The following is a 19,258-nucleotide window of genomic DNA, read 5'->3' on the forward strand; positions in this document are numbered from 1 at the left end:
TCTACCTCATACATTTTTTAATGTTCCGTACCTTGATAAAACGTTATCTTGTTAAGTCCGGCAGCTGCACACTGAAAAAACTTCTGCAAATGACTGCCGGATCCTTTCTACCTTCACCCGTTTATTAATACCCCTTACGCCCATGATACAGGCACCAGGGTTCTTCGGCCATAAAATCCCCGTGGTAGTAATAAGCCCTGGCCCGGCAGCCGCCACAGATATTGTTGTAACGGCAGGTACCGCAGCCGCCCTGCAGCGGTTCATTGCGCAGGCGGTTAAAAACCTCGTTATCCCGCCATATCTCGCTAAAGGGAGTTTCCCGCACATTACCCACCGGGATATTCAGGTAGGCACAGGGCTGCACATCTCCCTTGGGACTGATAATACAATAGGATGTGCCGGCCAGGCAACCCTTACTAAAACGCATATTTATACCCATTTGTTTGGCAATGCGCATAAACTGCGGCGCACAGGTCGGTTTCAGTTCGATACCCACCTGCTGCTGCTTTTTCATAATGCGATGAAGCAATTTTTCATACTGTTCCGCCCGTAACGACTCCTGCTCAATGTTAACCGCCCTGCCGGTGGGCACTAAAAAGAATATGTGGTGGGCCACCGCACCTTCTTTAACTGCCAAGTCAGTCAGTTCTTCCACCTCATCGTAATTCCAATCCACCACGGTGGTGTGGATTTGAAATGGAAGTCCTGCTTCCCGGCAGCTGCGCATCCCCTGAAGGGCATCCTGCCAGGCATTTTCAGCATTTCGAAAGCGGTTATGCTTGGCAGCATCTACACTATCCAAACTAATACCCACACCCATGGCCCCTGCTTTCTTTAGGAGCCTGGCCACCTGCGGGGTAATTAGTGTGCCGTTGGTTCCCAAAACCGGCCGCAGTCCCTTAAACCGGGCATATTCCACCAGTTCAAAAATATCATCGCGCATCAGCGGTTCACCACCGCTAAAGATTAAAATTTTAAAGCCTGCTTTTACTATTTCATCTATTAACGCTTTGCCTTCTTCAGTATTTAACTCTTCTTCCACCTTGGCCCCGGCATCGCGGTAACAGTGCTCACAGTACATGTTGCAGGCGTTTGTAGTGTTCCAAGATACCAGCACTTAATTACCCTCCTTAAGCCAGCGGGCAGCATCCTTGGCGTGATAGGTGATGATAATGTCCGCCCCGGCCCGTTTAAAAGCGGTCAGTGTTTCCATCACCACACGCTTTTCATCAACCCAGCCCCTTTGGGCGGCAGCCTTAATCATGGCATATTCACCGCTGACATTATAAACCGCAGTGGGATAACCAAACTCATCCTTAATACGGCGTAAAATATCCATATAGGCCAAGCCCGGCTTAACCATCACTATGTCGGCCCCCTCTTCAATGTCCAGCCAGGTTTCCCTCAGTGCCTCATCACCGTTCGCCGGGTCCATTTGGTATGCTTTGCGGTCACCAAACTGCGGTGCTGAACCCGCCGCTTCCCTAAAGGGGCCGTAATAGGCGGACGCATATTTGGCGGAATAAGACATAATGGGAATATCAGCAAACCCGTTTTCATCCAGCGCGCTGCGGATGGCCGCCACCCGGCCGTCCATCATGTCCGATGGAGCCACCATATCTGCCCCGGCTCTAGCATGGGATACCGCGGTTTTGGCCAGTAATTCCAATGTGGGATCATTGTCCACACTGCTGCCGTTGATAATCCCGCAGTGCCCGTGGCTGGTAAATTCACACAGGCACACATCTGTAATCACCAGCAGCTGCGGGTATTTTTCTTTTATCGCCCGTACCGCCCGCTGCACAACACCGTTATCATCATAGGCCGCTGATCCCACCTCATCCTTTTCCCTTTCCTCCAGCACACCAAATATTATCACCCCGGGAATCCCCAGCTGTACCACTGGCTGCAGCTCTATCAACAGCTCATCAATGGAAAAATTATAAATCCCCGGCATGGAGGAAACTTCCTTTTTCACACCCTGCCCTGGTGTAACAAAAACGGGATAAATTAAATCCTCCACCCGCAGGTGGTGCTCTCTTACCAGCCGCCGTATACTCTCACTGGCCCGCAGGCGGCGCATACGTACAGTTGGAAAAGTCAAGACAATCATCCTCTCAATTAGTTTTCATTGCCTGATGACGCGCTGTATGGCATGCCGGTCTTTATTATCCCAAGCCGATTTCTTCATCCGTCAGATAACAGGCCGGGTCCTCCATCCAAAAATCATTGTATACCGCTTCGGCCCGGGCCCGAAAGTTGCCGTTACATACATCAAGCCACCGGCATACTGCACATCTACCCTTTAGCAGCGGTTTCCTGTTCTTCAGGCCGCCTAAAATGGGATGGCTGGTGTCAGTCCATATATCACTGAATTTGCGCTCCCTAACATTGCCAAAGGTATGGTTTTGGGTAAACTGGTCCGCGTGGACATTGCCGTACCAATCCACCTGACCAATGGCTATACCGCTGCGGTTGCCGCCGTTTCTGCTCAGCAGCTGCCAGGCCCGTTCCGCCCGCCGGGGATCCTTTTCTTTTAGTTTCAGGTAGATATAAACGGCATCGGCATGATTATCCACCGTCAGTATTTCTTTTTGCAAACCACGACGATGCATATCTTCCGTCCGCTCCATAATCAAATCCAGCACCGCCCTGGTTTCTTCATGGGTAATGTCTTCATCTTTCATATCACTGGCCCGCCCCGAATAAACCAGGTGATAAAAACAGGCTCTGGGAATATTCTCTTCTTCCAACAAATCAAAAATATCATTTAGTTCGTTAATATTATGACGGTTAATGGTAAAACGCAGACCAACCTTTTGCCCCACTTCCAAGCAGTGGCGAATACCTTTTAACGCCGCGTCAAAAGCACCTTTTCGACCGCGGAAACGGTCGTTGTTTTCTCCTATCCCATCCAAACTGATACCCACGTAACCTACACCGATATCTTTAATTTTCCGGGCCACATCGGGTGTAATCAGTGTGCCGTTGGTGGATATGGTTACCCGCAGTCCCAGCTGTCTGGCATATGAAGCCAATTGAAAAAAGTCCGGTCTGGCCAGTGGTTCACCCCCGGAAAACAGCACCACCGGTACTTTAAATTCAGCCAGGTGGCGCAAAAACTGCCTGCCTTCATCAGTGTTCATTTCATCGGTATATTTTTGAGCATCGGAATTAGAGTAGCAGTGTATGCATTTAAGGTTGCAGGTGCGGGTGACGTTCCACACCACCACCGGCCCGTGTCCGCCGTGGGTGCCGTGCACCTGCCGGCAGGAATCATGAGAGTATCTCAACCTGTCACCAAAATTTTCACTGCCAAAGAGAAGTTTGCTAACGCTAATCATCAGTTCACCCCATTTTTAAAGAAAACCTTGGCCTTATAAATACCAAGGTTTTTTATCTACCGGTGATATAAATCTACTCTGAAAATGATATCTTACTAAGCCGGCGGCTTTTCATCCGCTGATGGCATCGCAAAGAAGTATTATGTCTATCTATTTTGAAACAGCTTTTAAAACAGCTTCCACCAGACCGTTTATAGTGTACTCCTCCGCTTCCACCGTCACTTCAATACCCAGTTCACGGGCAGTGCTGGAGGTAATAGGCCCGATGCTGGCCACAACAACATCTTTTAATAACTGCTGCAGATTATCTGCATTTAATAATTTGACAAAATTACGTACAGTGGAAGAACTTGTAAAGGTTAAAACGTGCAGCTCCTTCCTCTGCAGCATTTCGATAAGTTTACCAGCATCTCCTGCCCCCAAAACGGTTTTATAGGTGGTAACTTCATCCACCCTGGCTCCCATTTCTGCCAGCGCCCGGGGTAATACTTTACGGGCAATGTCCGCTCTGGGCAGCAGCACCCGGTCCCCGGGCCGCACCCGCCCGGAAAGTCCTGCAATTATCTGCTCCGCCCGGTATTCACCCGGTACATAGTCCACCAGCAAACCGTAAGCCTCTAAAGATTCCCTGGTTTTGGGGCCGATGGCACAGATTTTTACACCGCGCAAGTCTCTAATATCTTTATTTAGAACTTTTAAACGGTTAAAAAAGTATTTTACCCCATTTACGCTGGTAAATACCACCCATTGATACGACGGCAGTTGATTGATAGCGCTGTCCAACGGTGAATAATCTTCCGGTTCGGTTACCTCAATGGTGGGAAATTCATAGGGCTCGCCGCCCAGTTCCTCAATACGCCGGGACAGTGCACTGGCCTGTTCCCGGGAACGGGTTACCAGTACCCGCTTTCCAAACAGCTTTTTATTTTCAAACCAGGATAATTTATCCCGCAGCTTGACCACTTCACCCACCACAATGACAGCGGGATTTTTGAACTCTGCCTTTTCAGCCTTTTCCGCAATATTATCCAGTGTACCCACCAGTGTCCTTTGTTCCGGACGTGTACCCCAGCGCACCAGGGCCACAGGGGTATCGGGTGAACGTCCATGCTGCACCAGCTTATCACAGATCCGGGACAGATTGCTCATACCCATTAAAAAAACCAGCGTACCAATGCCGGTGGCAATTTTATCCCAAGCAATATTAGATTCTTCTTTGGCGGGATCTTCGTTGCCGGTAATTACGGCAAAGCTGCTGGTGGCATCCCGGTGGGTTACCGGAATACCGGCATAGGCAGGCACCGCCACAGCCGAGGTAATACCGGGCACCACTTCAAATTTAATACCGTTTTCCACCAAGGTTTCCGCCTCTTCCCCGCCGCGGCCAAAGACAAAGGGGTCGCCGCCTTTTAACCTGGTTACCACATATCCCTCTTTGGCCTTGTCAACAAGCAGTTGATTAATTTCATGCTGCTTCATAGCGTGCCTGTCCGGCGACTTGCCCACATAAATTCTCTGCGCCTCAGGCCGGGCATAAGCCAGCAGCCTGGAACTGGCCAATCTGTCATACACAAGCACATCCGCTTTTTTGATACAATCAAGTCCTTTAACAGTGATTAACCCGGGATCACCGGGACCTGCACCCACTAAATAAACAATGCCGGTTTTCATAGTTATTCACCATTCTCCTTGCGTACTTGTTCCAATATTTCATCCGCACCCATTTCCAACAGGCGGTGGGCCAATTCAATACCCAACCACTCCGCCTTTTCCACCGGGCCATCAATACCGGCCCTTACCGCAGCGGCTCCATCCAAACTAACCACGGTGGCTTCCAGATACAGGGTATCATCTTTCACCTGCCCCAACGCTCCAATGGGCACCTGGCAGCCTCCTTCAAGTTTTCTCATTAATGCTCGCTCGGCAGTGATGGCAGCACAGGTTTCTTTATGCTCAATACTTTTTACCATGTCTAAAATTTCCCGGTCGTCTTCTCTTATTTCTATGCCCAAAGCACCCTGGCCTACCGCTGGCAGGCAGATTTCATAAGGTATGTATTGGGTGATATGATCTTCCCAACCCATGCGGGTCACTCCCGCCGCTGCCAAAACTATGCCATCCAGCCGCTGGGTGTGCAGTTTTTTCATCCGGGTATTCAAATTGCCCCGCAGCGACTCTAACTTCAAATCGGGGCGGTATTTCAGCAGTTGAGCACAGCGGCGCAAACTGGATGTTCCCAACCTTGCCCCCCGGGGTAGTTGTTCTATAGTTTTACCCGTTGGACTGATCAGCACATCGGCGGGGTTTTCCCGCCTGCATATCGCTCCAATAGTTAACCCGTCGGGCAGTTTGGTGGGCAGGTCTTTCATACTGTGCACCGCAAAATCAATTTGCTTCTCTAACAAAGCTACCTCTAATTCTTTGGTGAACAAACCTTTATCCCCTATTTTAGCTAAAGCCACGTCAAGGATTTTATCACCCTGGGTCTTCATTTTAACTATCTTAAAAATCCGGTCCGGATAGCATTTTTTTAATTCTTCCACTACCCAGTTGGTCTGCCACACGGCCAAAGCACTTTCCCTGGTACCAACTATAATCTCCTGCTTCATTGTTGGCACCCCCCGGAATGAACCTGTTTTTGAGCATGCATCTCGTCATTCACCCTGGATGTTAAGATTTCTTGAACATTTTCCTTTCCTTTATTTTTAATTCTATACCTTTGGCTGTCCCGTTCATCCACTTCCAAGTTGAAAAGATTCTGCAGCACCTTGGTGTACAAATGTCCCTCGTTGGTTACTGCATACTCTTTTAAACGAACAATGGGAAAATGCAGCAGCTGCTTCATAATGGAATTGGCCATAGAACTGATAATTTTATACTCCCGGTCAGAAACATTACCCAGCCGGTTGAGCGCCCGTTCCAGTTCTCTTTTTTTAATTTCTTCCCCCATTTCTTTCAAGGAAACAATGGTGGGAACAACAAGCTGAACAGACAGCCACTGCAGAAATTCATCCAGTTCTTCTTCAATAATTTTTTCCGCTTGTACCGCTGCCTGACGTCTTTCGGCTAAATTATTGTCCACCACATTTTGCAGGTCGTCAATATCATACAAAGTAACGCCGGGCAGTTTATTTACCTGCGGGTCAACATCCCTGGGCACCGCTATATCAATAAACATTAGTTTTTTCCCCGGGTTGGCGTTAATAAGCTCACACATATCCGGGTAACGAATTACATAGTGGCTGGCAGCGGTAGAACTGATAACAATATCAGCTTTTTTCATATAACGGAACAACTCTTCAAATCTACAAGCCCTGCCTTGGAATTTTTCAGCCAGCATTTCCGCCCGGTCATAAGAGCGGTTGGAGACAATCACCCCCGATACCCCGTTGGATACCAGGTGCTTGGCGGTAAGCTCACTCATTTTACCAGCCCCCACCACCAGTACCGAGCGGCCGTTTAAATCACCAAATTTTTGCTTGGCCAATTCCACAGCGGCATAGCTGACAGAAACTGCATTTTTGTCAATGCCCGTTTCGTGGCGTACTCTCTTCCCCACTGTAATAGCCTGTTGGAAAAGAGTATTTAACACCCTGTTGGTGGTACCGGCTTGAAGGGCAATTTCATAGCCCTGGCGCACCTGTCCCAGTATTTGAGTTTCACCCAAAATCATTGAATCCAAGCCGGCAGAAACCCTAAATAGATGCCTTACCGAATCATAAAGGGTATGGCAAAAGGTACAATTTTTAATTTCTGAGCTGTCTAAATCTGAATAATTGGATAAAAAATCCCATACGGCATTTAATCCATCGTCCAGTTCACGGGGAGTAACGTAAATTTCCGTTCTGTTACAGGTAGAAATAATAGCACAGCCTTCAATACCACCGTAAGAATGCAGCCGCTGCAGTTGTTTGGGCAGCGAGTGGGCAGGAAAGGATAACTTTTCTCTTATTTCTACCGGGGCGGTGCGGTGATTAACACCCACTGCTACGATAAGCATGTTGAACCCGCTCCTTTATTTTGTCGTAACGTTTTTCTTTATATAGTTTTAAAATATCCGATTGTACTATTTTTTCCAGCACTTCCCGGCGTTTATGGTGTTCCGGTACCCTTTGTAAAAGGTCCACCCGTACCTGGCCCAGCAGTTCCAAAAAATCTGCATATTCCGGACCAAAGGTGTTTTCCAACTGTTCTCTAATGCGAGCAGCCAGAAGCGGACTTTTACCATTGGTGGATACAGCAACGGAAAGGGGTCCTTGACGTACCACCGCCGGCACAAAAAAACTGCACCTTTGAGGATCGTCCACAATATTTACCAGTATTTTATTTTTTATGCAGTATTCAGCCACCCGGCGGTTGACCTCTTCATCATCTGTGGCGCTGAACACTAAAAAAGCATCCTGTAAATCTTTTTCTTGGCACTCCCGTTCAATATGAGTTATACGGGCTTGTTCTTTCAATGCCGCCAGTCCTGGTGTCAACCGGGGGCTGACCACGACAATGTCTGCCCCGCTCTCCAATAATTTCTTCACCTTCCGTTCCGCCACTTTACCTCCACCTACCACCAGGCACTTTTCACCTTCCAGCCGCAGGTACAGTGGATAGAACTCTGTCATATGCTTTCGCCCCTTAAAAATTACGGTACTTTACAAAATCAGCTATGGTAAATAAGGTTTGCTTGGCCGGAATATCCGGTAAATGATGCAGTTCTGCCTTTGCCTTATTTACGTATCGATCCACCACTGCATTGGAATATTCAATGGCACCACAGGCCCGTATTAATTCAATGGCCTGGTGCACTTCAGCCCCGGTTTTGTTCTTATTTTCTACCAGTTTTATTAATCGTTCTCTCTGCGGACTATTCCTTAAAGCATAAATTACCGGCAAAGTTATTATTCCCTGGCGTAGGTCTCCCCCTATGGGTTTACCCAGTTCTTTCGGGTCAGCAATCATATCCAATATGTCATCAATTATTTGAAAGGCAATACCTATCTTGTAGCCGTATCTTCTAAGGGGCATGTATATTTCCCTGGGAGCCCCACAGGCCACAGCACCAAGCTGGCAGCTGGCCGCTATCAATAACGCCGTTTTACGTTCAATACGGTACAAATAATCTTTTATAGATTGCTTACTTTTGTACGCACTGGATATTTGCTGAATCTCCCCCTCGCACATTTTTACACTGGTTTTAGAAAGCACCTTGGCAATAAGGGGAATATCTTCGTACTTAGAAATCATTACCAGCGACTTGCCGAAAAGCAAATCCCCGGTATGCACGGAAATTTTATTACCCCAATTGGATTTGACAGTGGGTATACCGCGCCTGGTTAATGCCGAATCCACCACATCATCGTGAACTAAAGTAGCCATATGAATTAACTCCAATGCCACCGCCAAAGGCATTATAGATTCCAACCGGTAGTTGTAAAACTTGCCGGACAAAAGTGCAAAAGCCGGACGCAATCTCTTTCCTCCGGCATTTAACAAGTGACTGGAAGTTTTATTTAAAAGAGGATTTTGATGTTGTACCACCCGGGCCAGCTCTTCTTCTACAGCTTGTAGATCTTTTTTTATATCTTTAAAAATATCCAGCACGCCACAGATCACCTACTTGTAATCTATTCTAGCTTTTCTGCAGTAACATGTAAATATTCGCTTAATTATGGAAAAATCCTCCCACCATAGCTATATTTCTATACAAACACTTCTCAGCGCAAAAGTTAAATACCCCTACCCAGGCGGTAGGGGATTTTATTTATAAAAGTTTAAAACCCTGGATATCTTACTCCGGTCCATATTGGGATAGAGCACATCATCTATCATCATCACCGCCCCCACTGCACAGGCGCCCATACAGCGAACCACTTCCAGGGCAAACATACCGTCCGCAGTTACTTCACCGGGTTTAATACCCAGCTCTTCACTGACAGCCTTGAGCACCTCCGATGAACCCCTTAAATAACAACTTGTTCCCAAGCATACGGCTATCCTATGCTTGGCCCGCTTTTCTTTCCTTAAGCTGCCGTTTTGCAACTCTTGTACCTGTTCGCAAACACCGGCACTGCACTGACAACAGTTTTTAACGTTCACCAGTGACACTCCTTATCACCGCGCATCTAATAATATTCCTCAGTAACTTTTTTCCCTTTATCCTTTAACGTGGCAATTAAATCACGTATTACATGCTGCTTATAAGTATATATGGCAGGAGCTTTCACCTCCTGCAGCGCGGGGTTTGTAGCAGTACCCACTATTATATGAATGTCATCCGCCTCCAGCAGTGCCGCTGCCAACCTGCTGGCCCCGTCCTTTTGTGACTTAAGTTCAGTTAAACTGGTGCCATATTTTATGTGTTCCAATGCATACACCAGCGTCACAGCACCCTCGGTAACCAAATTAATGCCCGGCAGTATTCCAATGGGCGGGATGTTTTTGCAGTTAGAGGATAAATCCACAGCCACCTCTCGGCCCAACACCCGCCCTACAATATTACCTGTGGTTCCACCGCAGACAATCTTAATACCGGGCCCGTTCATTAATTTATTTACCACCGTATAATCATCTTCTTTATTTTGCGGTGGTCCAATTAACATGGTAACCTGGCGCGGCTGGCGAGCCTTCACCACCACAATGCTGGCATCATCACCGGGTTTTTCACCGTATAAGTTATAGCACAGCTGTTTGATTTCTTCCGCCCACTGGGCAGCATCTTTTTGAGGTGAGTACGTTTCCTCCAGGTGCCTGCCTACCCGTTCCCATCCCCATCCCATGTTCATTATATTGCCAATACCGGCATGCAGTACACCATCACTGACCATTACCAGCCAGTGGTCGTCCTGCATTTGAAAAAAATACTCTTTTATTTTTTTACCGCCGATACACCTGGAAATCTGGTGCGGTTTAATTAACCTGTTACTGCGGCCAACAAACACCGGTGGATTATCATATTCTACTAAATAGGTTCTGCCATCGGTTCTTATCTGGGCGATGGAAAATGTGCTGTAAGCCAAGTTCCTCACCTTACATATGGGCAGGGTATGAGCCAGGGTTTCAATGACCTCATCTATATCCCCACCCATTTTCAGCATGGTGCCGGCGGTTTTAACGGTCAGCCGGGACAGTATATTAGCCTTGACTCCACTGCCCAAACCGTCCGAAACCACAACAATACTGGCATCGTCAGTGCGAACAATTTCTACACTGTCACCGCACAGTTCTTCATCATATTTTTTTAATTGGGCGATGCCGTAATCCAAACGTATATTCATCGGCAGATTACTCCTTCCGGGAAGGATCTTCTCGCATTAATTTGATTAACCTGCTCAGCTGTATTTTGCTTTCTGCGGTGGCTTCGCCCAATAACCCGGCAATTTCCTGGGCCACCTTCATTTGTTTTTCAATTACTTCTTGTGCCTGTACAATGGTTTGGTTTTTAATCAGTTCAAATTGTTCCCGCTGCCTTTTTTCTTCAGTAACATCTATAAATATACCCACCACAAGATTTTCCTGCTCCACCGGGAATATGATCTCACTGGTAACAATGTCCTTATCCGGGTAATCACAGCAAACATTTAGCATTTTACCGGAATTCATCACCCGGATAAAGTTCTCCGGGTTAATTACGGTATCCAATTTTTTGCCCACCACATCCGCCCCGGAACAGCGGAACATCCTTTCAGCGGCGGGATTTATCTCCAATATGGTTTGAGTGCTGTCAATCACAATTATACCGTTGGGCATGGCCGCGGTTACTACATTGGAAAGGGATTCCGCCCGCTTGCGCATGTACGGTATACACATCTCTACCTCTGCTTTGCCCTGGTAAACAGCAATGGCTTTATCCCGGCAGGTATCATACCCGCAGGCGCCGCAGTTCAGCTCATCCTCCGGTTTATATTTACCTGTCCGGGCCAATATCTCCTGCAGTTCTGCTGCACTTGGATAGGCAGCATTTACCTTTCTGCACTGGTAACTTCTCTGCATCAGATGCCCGGGCAGCTGCTCATCAATACAATCATCACCGCGATTACTAACCGACTTATAATAATCCTGCACCTTACGCCGGCGTACATAAAGGCTTTCATCGCGGCACATTGAAAGAGGACCGTTTATACAACCACCTTTACAAGCCAGGAGTTCTATTAATTTCGGCTGCTTGCCGATTCCTCCACCGGCCAGGTGATGCAGAAAGTCTATACAATCATCCAACCCGCTAATAGATACAAAATCTTCTTCCGAACCGTTTAGGCCCTTGTTTATACATCTCAGCATACCGCCCTCCAGCGGAAAGAGACAGTTGGTCCCGGTGGGAGCATTATCAAAATTAGATGGAGTTAAATCATTTAAGTCAATGTTAAAATGCTTAACCAGATCCCATAACTCATCAAAACCAAGCACAAAATCCACAGCATCACTAATACCTGCTGTGGTATACTCTTCCTTCTTGGCCACACAGGGCCCTATAAATACAACTTTACACCGCGGATTATTGGCTTTAATGTAGCGCCCGTGGGCAATCATGGGGGAAACCACCGGCGCCAGCATCGGTATCAGCTGGGGATAGTAGCGCTCCACCAGGTTAACTATCACAGGGCAGGAACTGCCAATTAAAGGTTTATCAAAACCCAGTTGAAAATGGTGCCGGACCACCAGTCCGGCACCCACAGATGTTTCCTGTACAATATTGAAACCAATTTTTCTTAATAAATCGGGCATTAAACCCGGGTCTTTTAAGGGCAAACCAGCAACGAAGGATGGTGCCACCGCGGCAGCCAACAGTTCACCCCGCTCCAGAAGCCTTATTACCTCTGCCAGGTCATTGGACAACAGCTTCTTGGCATTCTGCGGGCAGGCCAGTATACAATTGCCGTCTTTAATGCACAGCTCATCTATTACCTTAACATGTAATGCGGCATTTTCCTTGTCAGAACTGATGGCAATGGCTTTAACGGGACATATTCTCACACAGCGGTAGCAGTCACGACACTTGGCTTCGTTGGTGGTAATTAAGCCCATAAAATCATCCTTTCGAATGGATTGGTTCTAAAAATCCATTCGACAAGCCCCAGGGAATATCCTTTTAAAAATATTAATTATTTGCTGCCAAATCCACTTTAATGGCCACATGAGTCTTAAAGATTTGTTCAGCATTTTCAGCGGTAACACCGGTAATAATTTCATCATCTACTCTTATTGAAACTCCCTGATCGCATTTTTCCAGGCAGAAGGTCCCGCTTAAGTGCACGTAGCCCTCCAGTCCCAGCTGTTTGATTAACTCAGCAAACTTATTCATTATATCGTAGGAACCGCGCAGATAACAGCCGGTACCCACGCACACTGATACATGCACAGAATCACCCTTTTCAGAAGTATTTATATCAATCGGCTTACCACTGATTCTTCTGCGTGGTGTATAGCTTGTATGCAAATCATGATGGGTACCGCTGGAAGCAGGCCCGCCAAACCACTCCTCCAGCACTTTATTTACATATACGTTGTCCTGGGCTTTATGCACCTGCTGTACCGCATCCAGATTGTAAATTTCTTTAATCCGGCGGATTCTGGCCGCTGTATCGTTAACATCCGGCTGCCCGCCGCCGCCAACACAGCCACCGGGACAGCTCATTACTTCTACCATATGATAAAACGCTTCACCGTTTTTAATACGCTGGATTAATTTTTCAGCGTTAGCTAAACCGTTAACCACAGCAATTTTAATGGTATTACCGTCAACCTCTACCTCCGCTTCTTTTATTCCTTTAATGCCGCGCACCGGGTAAAAGTCTACCCGGCCAACCCCTTCTCCACCGGTGTAACCGGCAACAAAGCGCACCACTGATTCGGCCACACCACCGGAGGCACCAAAAATCAAAGCGCCGCCGGAACCCATACCCAGCGGATTGTCGTAACCCACCGGGTCCAGTTCATCAAATATAATGCCTGCCTCTTTAATCATCTGTGCCAATTCCACGGTGGTTAGTACAACATCCACATCGGGATTTCCTTCAGTGGTAAATTCCGGCCGCCTGGCTTCAAACTTCTTGGCGGTACAGGGCATTATGGATATACACACAACATCGCCGGCTTCTTTTCCGATTCTTTTAGCGTAATGCTTTTTAACCATGGAACCAAACATCTGCTGGGGAGAACGGCAGCTGGATACATTCTCCAGCAGATCGGCATGGTTTTGTTCACAGTACTTAATCCAGGCCGGGCAGCATGATGTGAACAGGGGCAGCTTACCGCCGTTTTGTAAGCGGTTCATAAATTCCATGGACTCTTCAATGGTGGTCATATCGGCGGAGAACAGTGTATCAAATACTTTATCTACCCCCATCTTTTTCAGCGCTGCCACCATTTTACCTGTTACATCACCGGAGCTAAGGCCAAATTCTTCCCCCAGCGCCACCCTTACCGCCGGGGCAATTTGCACCACCACAGTTTTATCAGGATTATAAATTGCCTCCCAGGCCTTATCAACTTCAGATTTTACTGTCAGTGCGCCGGTGGGACAAACAGCAACACACTGGCCGCAGTTTACGCAGGCCACCTCAGATAATTTTTTATCAAAGGCAGTGGTAACTTCCGTTTTGCTGCCCCGGTGGGCAAAATCCCAAACCCCTATGCCCTGAATTTCTTTACACATCCGCACACAGTCACCGCAAAGAATGCATTTGTTGGGGTCTTTTACAATGCTGTCTGCAGATTCATCTATCGGCAGCTGTACATCACGGCTTCCAAAACGCACCCTGGTGATGCCGAATTGTTTAGCCAGTTTCTGTAATTTACAAGCAGTACTCTTGCTGCAGGTGGGACATTCCCGGTCATGATTTGCCAGCAGCAGCTCTATAATCATCCGGCGCAGCCGTCTTACCCGCTCGGTATTGGTGCGGATAACCATGCCGTCGATGGGAACGGTGGAACATGAAGCCACCAGCCCCATTTTTTCCACCTCCACCATACACAGGCGGCAGGCACCGTAAACACTTAACTCCGAATGGTAACAAAAGGTAGGTATTTCAATACCGATCCTACGCGCTAACTCTAAAATGTTTTTTGCACCGTTTATTTCTATAACCTGACCGTCTATGGTCACTTTGCCCGTACTCATTTTTTCACACTCCTTATTACTCTGTTAAATTGAAGACATCATGCTCTGTAAATGGCGCCAAATTTACATTTATCCATACAGGTCCCGCACTTTGCACACTTGGAGGTATCAATGCTGTGCGGCTGTTTCTTTGCACCGGAAATGGCTCCCACCGGGCAAACCCGTGCACAAAGCCCGCAGCCCTTACATTTTTCCGCATCAATGAAGTAATTCTGTAAGTCTTTACAAGCTCCGGCGGGACACTTCTTATCCCTTACATGAGCTTCATACTCATCTCTGAAGTAACGGAGTGTGGTTAAAACCGGATTCGGTGCCGTTTTACCCAAACCACACAGCGAACCATCCTGTACGATATATGCCAGCTCTTCCAGCAATGCCAGGTCTTCTTCCGTGGCCTGTCCTTTGGTAATGGCGGTGAGAATTTCCAGCATCCGCTTGGTTCCCTCACGGCAGGGAACGCACTTACCACAGGATTCACTTTGTACAAACCCCATAAAAAACTTGGCCACTTCCACCATACAAGTATCCTTACCCATCACAACCAGACCACCGGATCCAATCATGGCACCGACTTTTTTCAGTTCATCGTAATCCAATTTCAGATCCAGGTGTTCTTTGGTTAAACAGCCACCGGATGGGCCGCCGATTTGCACCGCTTTAAATTCCTTGCCGCCGGTTAAACCGCCGCCAATGTCAAAAACTATTTCCCTAAGCGTCATACCCATGGGTATTTCAACCAAACCGGTATGGGCAACTTGACCGGCAAGGGCAAAGGTTTTCGTGCCGGGACTGCCGGGGGTGCCAAAATCGCGGAACCACTTACCGCCTTTTAACAGAATAGAGGGCAGGTTGGCCAAAGTTTCTACGTTGTTAATAATAGTGGGGCAGCCCCACAAGCCCTTGTTAGCTGGGAAAGGCGGCCTGGGGCGGGGCATACCGCGCTGACCCTCGATGGATGCAATAAGGGCAGTTTCTTCACCGCATACAAAAGCACCGGCACCTTCTTTAATATTTATTTTGAATGAAAATCCCGAACCAAGGATGTTTTCACCTAACAAACCAATCTCTTCAGCATCTGCTATGGCTTTTTTCAACCGTTTTACTGCCAGCGGGTATTCCGCCCTTACATATATGTAACCCTCATCAGCGCCGATGGCATAACCGGCAATCATCATACCTTCCAGCACCCGGTGGGGGTCACCTTCCATTACGCTGCGATCCATAAAGGCACCGGGATCTCCTTCGTCACCGTTACAGATAATATATTTCTTATCGCCCTGGGCCGCTGCTGCAAACTGCCATTTGCGACCGGTGGGGAAACCGCCGCCGCCGCGACCGCGCAGACCGGAATCTAAAACTTCATTAATAACTTCTTCTGGTTTCATTTCCAGAAGAATTTTAGCAATAGCCTGGTAACCGTCGTGAGCTATATAATCATAGATGTCATCGGGATTAATTCTACCGCAGTGTTCCAATGCCACCCTGGTTTGCTTTCGGTAAAAGGGTACTTCATCCTGGGTTTTGGCCACTTCCCCGGTTACAGGGTACTTGTACAGCAGTCTTTCAACTAACTGGCCATTCATTATATGCTGGTCTACTATGTCATCCACATCGGACTCTTTTACATGGTGGTAAAATACTCCCTCCGGCTCAATGCGCACCAGCGGGCCCATTTGACAAAAGCCGTGACAACCGCTGATGTTTACTGCACAGGGCTCATCTTCTTTTTCTTCCATCAGCTGTACTTTAATATTTAAACCTTTTTCCTGCAGTTTTTTCTTTATTTTTTCATATACTTTTAATGAACCGCTGGCCACACACCCCGTACCAGCACAAATTAAAATGCGCATTTTCTCTTTTCTCAACGCATCTTTGGTTTCTTTTTGCAATTGAATTAAATCTTCACGAGATTTAAGCATGTCACTGCCTCCTTGTACTAAAAGCCTTCACAAATTCTATGCTTCTGACGCTCTAAGCCTATTAACAACTTCTAAAATTCCTTCCGGGGTCATCTGTCCATATACTTCAGTTTCATTTACTGTTACTACCGGAGCTAAACCACAGGCCCCCAAGCAGGACACTCTTTCTACGGTAAACTGCAGATCTTCAGTAGTTGACTGGCTGTCATCCAATTTTAATTCTTTTTTTACAGCAAAGTTAATCGGTTCAGATCCCCGCACGTGACAGGCTGTGCCGTCACAGATTCTTATTACATATTTACCCTTGGGAATAAGTGAAAACTGAGCATAAAAAGTAGCTACCCCAAATACCGCTGCCGGAGGAAGTTTCATGGCCGTTGCAATATAGGTAAGTACCTCTTCTGGAAGATAGCGGTATTCTCCCTGTACTTCCTGCAGGATAGGAATAAGATGCGAAGCCTTTCCCTCGTGCTTGTCAATAATTTGCTGAAGTTTTTGAAATTTTCTTTGCGGCGATTCCATAAAAAAGCCCCCTTAAATTATGTATTACTTAATATTTAGGCAACTTATATTCCAGGTGGACTAACCACCCATAAACCGATAACTTTTTCCTGACCAATATTTTTAAAACCGGTGGGATTGTCGAAAATAAAATAGGCTGCATCGCCTTCTTCTACAACATATTTTGTGTTTTTTACGGTTACTTCTACCTTGCCTTGAAAAACATATATAAAATCCTCATGGGATCCGGAAAATAAAGAAAGATCCGTTTTTTCTTCTCCCACTTCCAGCTCAAAAACCAACGGCTGCATTTTTTTATTCCTGGTTCCTAAAAAAGCAAGCATTTCCAGCTTGACCTTTTCATTGTTCGAGGCTAAACGCTTACGGTTATTTTTCCTTACTATCACCCACTCTTCGGGAAGTTCTTCCTCAATCAGCAGACTGATATTGGTATTTAGCGCACCGGCTATGCTTTTTAACGTGGAAAAGGACGGCGAAACTTTATTTTGTTCCAATTGATAAATAAAACTGGCTGTTACACCCACCTGCCGGGCCAACTGCCTCACACTTAAATTGTTATTTAAACGCAGCTGTTTAATTCTTTCTCCCAGTGACATTGTCGCCCCCTGTTTCACGCTTTAGAAAAATCTGAATATTTGTTGTTTTTTATTATATTCTGTATACTTTACAAGTGTCAAGTAATTCTTTATATTTTAAATTTATTGTTATTTTAGGTTAATTAATAATATAAATCAGTCAATTAGACGACATTTATCCCATTAAATACCAAATTTTTTACCGGTTTATTTTTCCAAATTCAATTTGCCAATCAGCTTGACAAAGGCTAGTAATACCAGGGCCAGTATAATTCCAGCACAATCAACCCCAACGTCAAACCATCTACCTGCCCTGCCCGGCACAAAACTCTGGTGCATTTCATCCACAACAGCCAGCATCAAAGTAAGCAGTCCCGATATAACCAGGGCGGCACAAAATCTCTTTAAGTAGCTGCTTACCAAAAAAAATACAGTCATTGTAGACACAGCAAATACCAAAACATGAGCGGCCTTCCGCACAATGAATTCAAGCCGGTTGGGATGCTGCTGCAGTTCCAGGTACAGCGGCTTTAATTTTTCCATGTATTCCATTTGATTTAACAATTCCCTGACATTTATACTCCGGGCAATTAAAAAATGATCCAGCTTCTTTAATACCGAAATTACCAACAAGTTAGGCTGGGCTGACAGGTGCCACAGCGAGCAAACAACAAAGCCCAACATTACCCAGGCTGTTATTTTCTTCACTTAAAATCCCCTTAATTTGCTTTGCTAATAGTTCGTTTCCCCTTCGGATCTTTATTTCCAGAATACCCCTTTTTTTCTCCAGGAATACTTTTTACTTATTTTTCATTAATTTACTTTATTTGGTATGATATAATGTTCTTACCATTTAGTTAGGAGGTGGTAATTATGAGCAAACCATTCCCCCGCCCTAAACACCGTTCCAAAACCCGGCTGCTGGTGGGCCGGGCTTACTTTAGTCTGCGCCGGTATATTTCCTGGTATCTTTCTAAAACTAAATATGCCCAGACAATAGAAAATTCTCCTCTACCATACGTTATATTTAAACATCAAACCCCTTTAATACGCCGGCTGCAGAATGTGGATATGTATCTTCAGTACAATAAAATAAAAAACTTAAAGCTGGCCACCGCCCGAATTAACGGACTGATAATCAAACCAGGGGAAACTTTTTCCTTTTGGAAGTTAATTGGCAAACCGACCAGAAAAAAGGGGTATGTTGAAGGCATGGTTTTACATAACGGTTCTTTTAAACCCGGCACCGGCGGCGGACTTTGCCAGCTGTCTAACCTGATATACTGGATGGCTTTACACTCCCCTTTAACAGTTACCGAAAGATGGAGGCACAGTTATGATGTTTTTCCGGACTGCAACCGCACCCAACCCTTCGGCAGCGGTGCCACCGTAGCCTACAATTACATAGACCTGCAAATTCGCAATGACACAAAAACCAGCTACCAGTTAATAGTATATGTTGGTGATTCCCACCTCCACGGACAGTGGCGCTGCAAATATCCCTGCGATGTTAAATACCGGGTATACGAAGTCAATCATCACATCACCCATGAATGGTGGGGCGGTTATATGCGTCATAACGTACTGCGGCGTAAGCTGCTGGATGTAAACGGTAATGAAATTTCTGATCAATTGGTAACAGAAAATCATGCCATTATGATGTATGATCCGTTATTATCATCTTCCCCAATAATTCCCCTTGCCGCCGCACAGCAGCGGTAAAAATTGAACAGCAGGTGGACTTTTGCTTATTTATTAATTTATTAGTACATTCCCCTTTCTCACTTG

Annotated in this window: 17 protein-coding genes; 1 reads left to right on the forward strand and 16 read right to left on the reverse strand. The window is 46.4% G+C overall.

Going from position 1 to position 19,258, the window contains the following annotated elements; all coding sequences use genetic code 11:
• Positions 1-124 precede the first annotated feature (124 nt).
• The 16 genes from nirJ2 to JOC37_RS09780 all read right to left on the reverse strand — a co-directional run bounded on the left by nirJ2 (position 125) and on the right by JOC37_RS09780 (position 18,178).
• The gene (gene nirJ2, locus JOC37_RS09705; protein WP_204618430.1) at positions 125-1,117 is read right to left on the reverse strand and encodes a putative heme d1 biosynthesis radical SAM protein NirJ2; all 993 of its coding nucleotides are present in this window, start codon (positions 1,115-1,117) and stop codon (positions 125-127) included.
• A complete protein-coding gene (gene hemB / locus JOC37_RS09710) occupies positions 1,118-2,113 on the reverse strand; it encodes a porphobilinogen synthase (protein ID WP_204618432.1) in 996 nt (331 codons plus the stop codon). It lies immediately after the preceding gene.
• Positions 2,114-2,168: 55 nt separating this feature from the next.
• Positions 2,169-3,344 (reverse strand): putative heme d1 biosynthesis radical SAM protein NirJ1, encoded by a 1,176-nt coding sequence (gene nirJ1, locus JOC37_RS09715; protein WP_204618433.1) that lies wholly within the window; start codon positions 3,342-3,344, stop codon positions 2,169-2,171.
• A 150-nt stretch (positions 3,345-3,494) separates the two neighbouring features.
• On the reverse strand, positions 3,495-5,015 hold the full coding sequence (gene cobA / locus JOC37_RS09720; protein WP_204618435.1) for a uroporphyrinogen-III C-methyltransferase: 1,521 nt from the start codon (positions 5,013-5,015) through the stop codon (positions 3,495-3,497).
• Positions 5,016-5,017: 2 nt separating this feature from the next.
• A complete protein-coding gene (gene hemC, locus JOC37_RS09725) occupies positions 5,018-5,953 on the reverse strand; it encodes a hydroxymethylbilane synthase (RefSeq protein ID WP_204618437.1) in 936 nt (311 codons plus the stop codon).
• On the reverse strand, positions 5,950-7,344 hold the full coding sequence (gene hemA / locus JOC37_RS09730; RefSeq protein ID WP_204618439.1) for a glutamyl-tRNA reductase: 1,395 nt from the start codon (positions 7,342-7,344) through the stop codon (positions 5,950-5,952). Before hemA ends, hemC begins: the two co-directional genes overlap by 4 nt.
• On the reverse strand, positions 7,319-7,960 hold the full coding sequence (locus tag JOC37_RS09735; protein WP_204618441.1) for a precorrin-2 dehydrogenase/sirohydrochlorin ferrochelatase family protein: 642 nt from the start codon (positions 7,958-7,960) through the stop codon (positions 7,319-7,321). Before JOC37_RS09735 ends, hemA begins: the two co-directional genes overlap by 26 nt.
• Positions 7,961-7,973: 13 nt before the next feature.
• Positions 7,974-8,939, reverse strand: coding sequence for a polyprenyl synthetase family protein (locus JOC37_RS09740; RefSeq protein ID WP_204618443.1), 966 nt, complete (start codon positions 8,937-8,939; stop codon positions 7,974-7,976).
• Positions 8,940-9,095: 156 nt separating this feature from the next.
• Complete coding sequence (locus JOC37_RS09745; protein ID WP_204618445.1) at positions 9,096-9,434, reverse strand: NAD(P)H-dependent oxidoreductase subunit E; 339 nt, start codon at positions 9,432-9,434, stop codon at positions 9,096-9,098.
• A gap of 26 nt (positions 9,435-9,460) precedes the next feature.
• Positions 9,461-10,612 carry a SpoIIE family protein phosphatase gene (locus JOC37_RS09750; RefSeq protein WP_204618447.1) on the reverse strand — a complete coding sequence of 384 codons (1,152 nt, stop codon included), beginning with the start codon at positions 10,610-10,612 and terminating at the stop codon, positions 9,461-9,463.
• A gap of 7 nt (positions 10,613-10,619) precedes the next feature.
• A complete protein-coding gene (locus tag JOC37_RS09755; protein WP_204618449.1) occupies positions 10,620-12,359 on the reverse strand; it encodes a [Fe-Fe] hydrogenase large subunit C-terminal domain-containing protein in 1,740 nt (579 codons plus the stop codon).
• Between the two features lie 73 nt (positions 12,360-12,432).
• On the reverse strand, positions 12,433-14,454 hold the full coding sequence (locus tag JOC37_RS09760) for a [FeFe] hydrogenase, group A (protein ID WP_204618450.1): 2,022 nt from the start codon (positions 14,452-14,454) through the stop codon (positions 12,433-12,435).
• A gap of 38 nt (positions 14,455-14,492) precedes the next feature.
• Entirely contained in the window at positions 14,493-16,373 is a 1,881-nt protein-coding gene (gene nuoF, locus JOC37_RS09765; RefSeq protein WP_204618452.1) for an NADH-quinone oxidoreductase subunit NuoF, read from the reverse strand.
• 36 nt (positions 16,374-16,409) lie between these two features.
• Positions 16,410-16,895, reverse strand: a complete 486-nt coding sequence (locus tag JOC37_RS09770; RefSeq protein WP_204618454.1) for an NADH-quinone oxidoreductase subunit NuoE family protein — start codon at positions 16,893-16,895, stop codon at positions 16,410-16,412.
• 44 nt (positions 16,896-16,939) lie between these two features.
• On the reverse strand, positions 16,940-17,491 hold the full coding sequence (locus tag JOC37_RS09775; protein ID WP_204618456.1) for a helix-turn-helix domain-containing protein: 552 nt from the start codon (positions 17,489-17,491) through the stop codon (positions 16,940-16,942).
• 186 nt (positions 17,492-17,677) lie between these two features.
• The gene (locus JOC37_RS09780) at positions 17,678-18,178 is read right to left on the reverse strand and encodes a VanZ family protein (protein WP_204618458.1); all 501 of its coding nucleotides are present in this window, start codon (positions 18,176-18,178) and stop codon (positions 17,678-17,680) included.
• Between the two features lie 165 nt (positions 18,179-18,343).
• On the opposite strand from JOC37_RS09780, the gene JOC37_RS09785 reads away from it, so the two are divergent.
• The gene (locus tag JOC37_RS09785) at positions 18,344-19,192 is read left to right on the forward strand and encodes a VanW family protein (protein WP_204618460.1); all 849 of its coding nucleotides are present in this window, start codon (positions 18,344-18,346) and stop codon (positions 19,190-19,192) included.
• The last annotated feature ends 66 nt before the right edge of the window (positions 19,193-19,258 follow it).

Source organism: Desulforadius tongensis (assembly GCF_016907915.1).
Lineage (GTDB): Bacteria > Bacillota > Desulfotomaculia > Desulfotomaculales > Desulfohalotomaculaceae > Desulforadius > Desulforadius tongensis.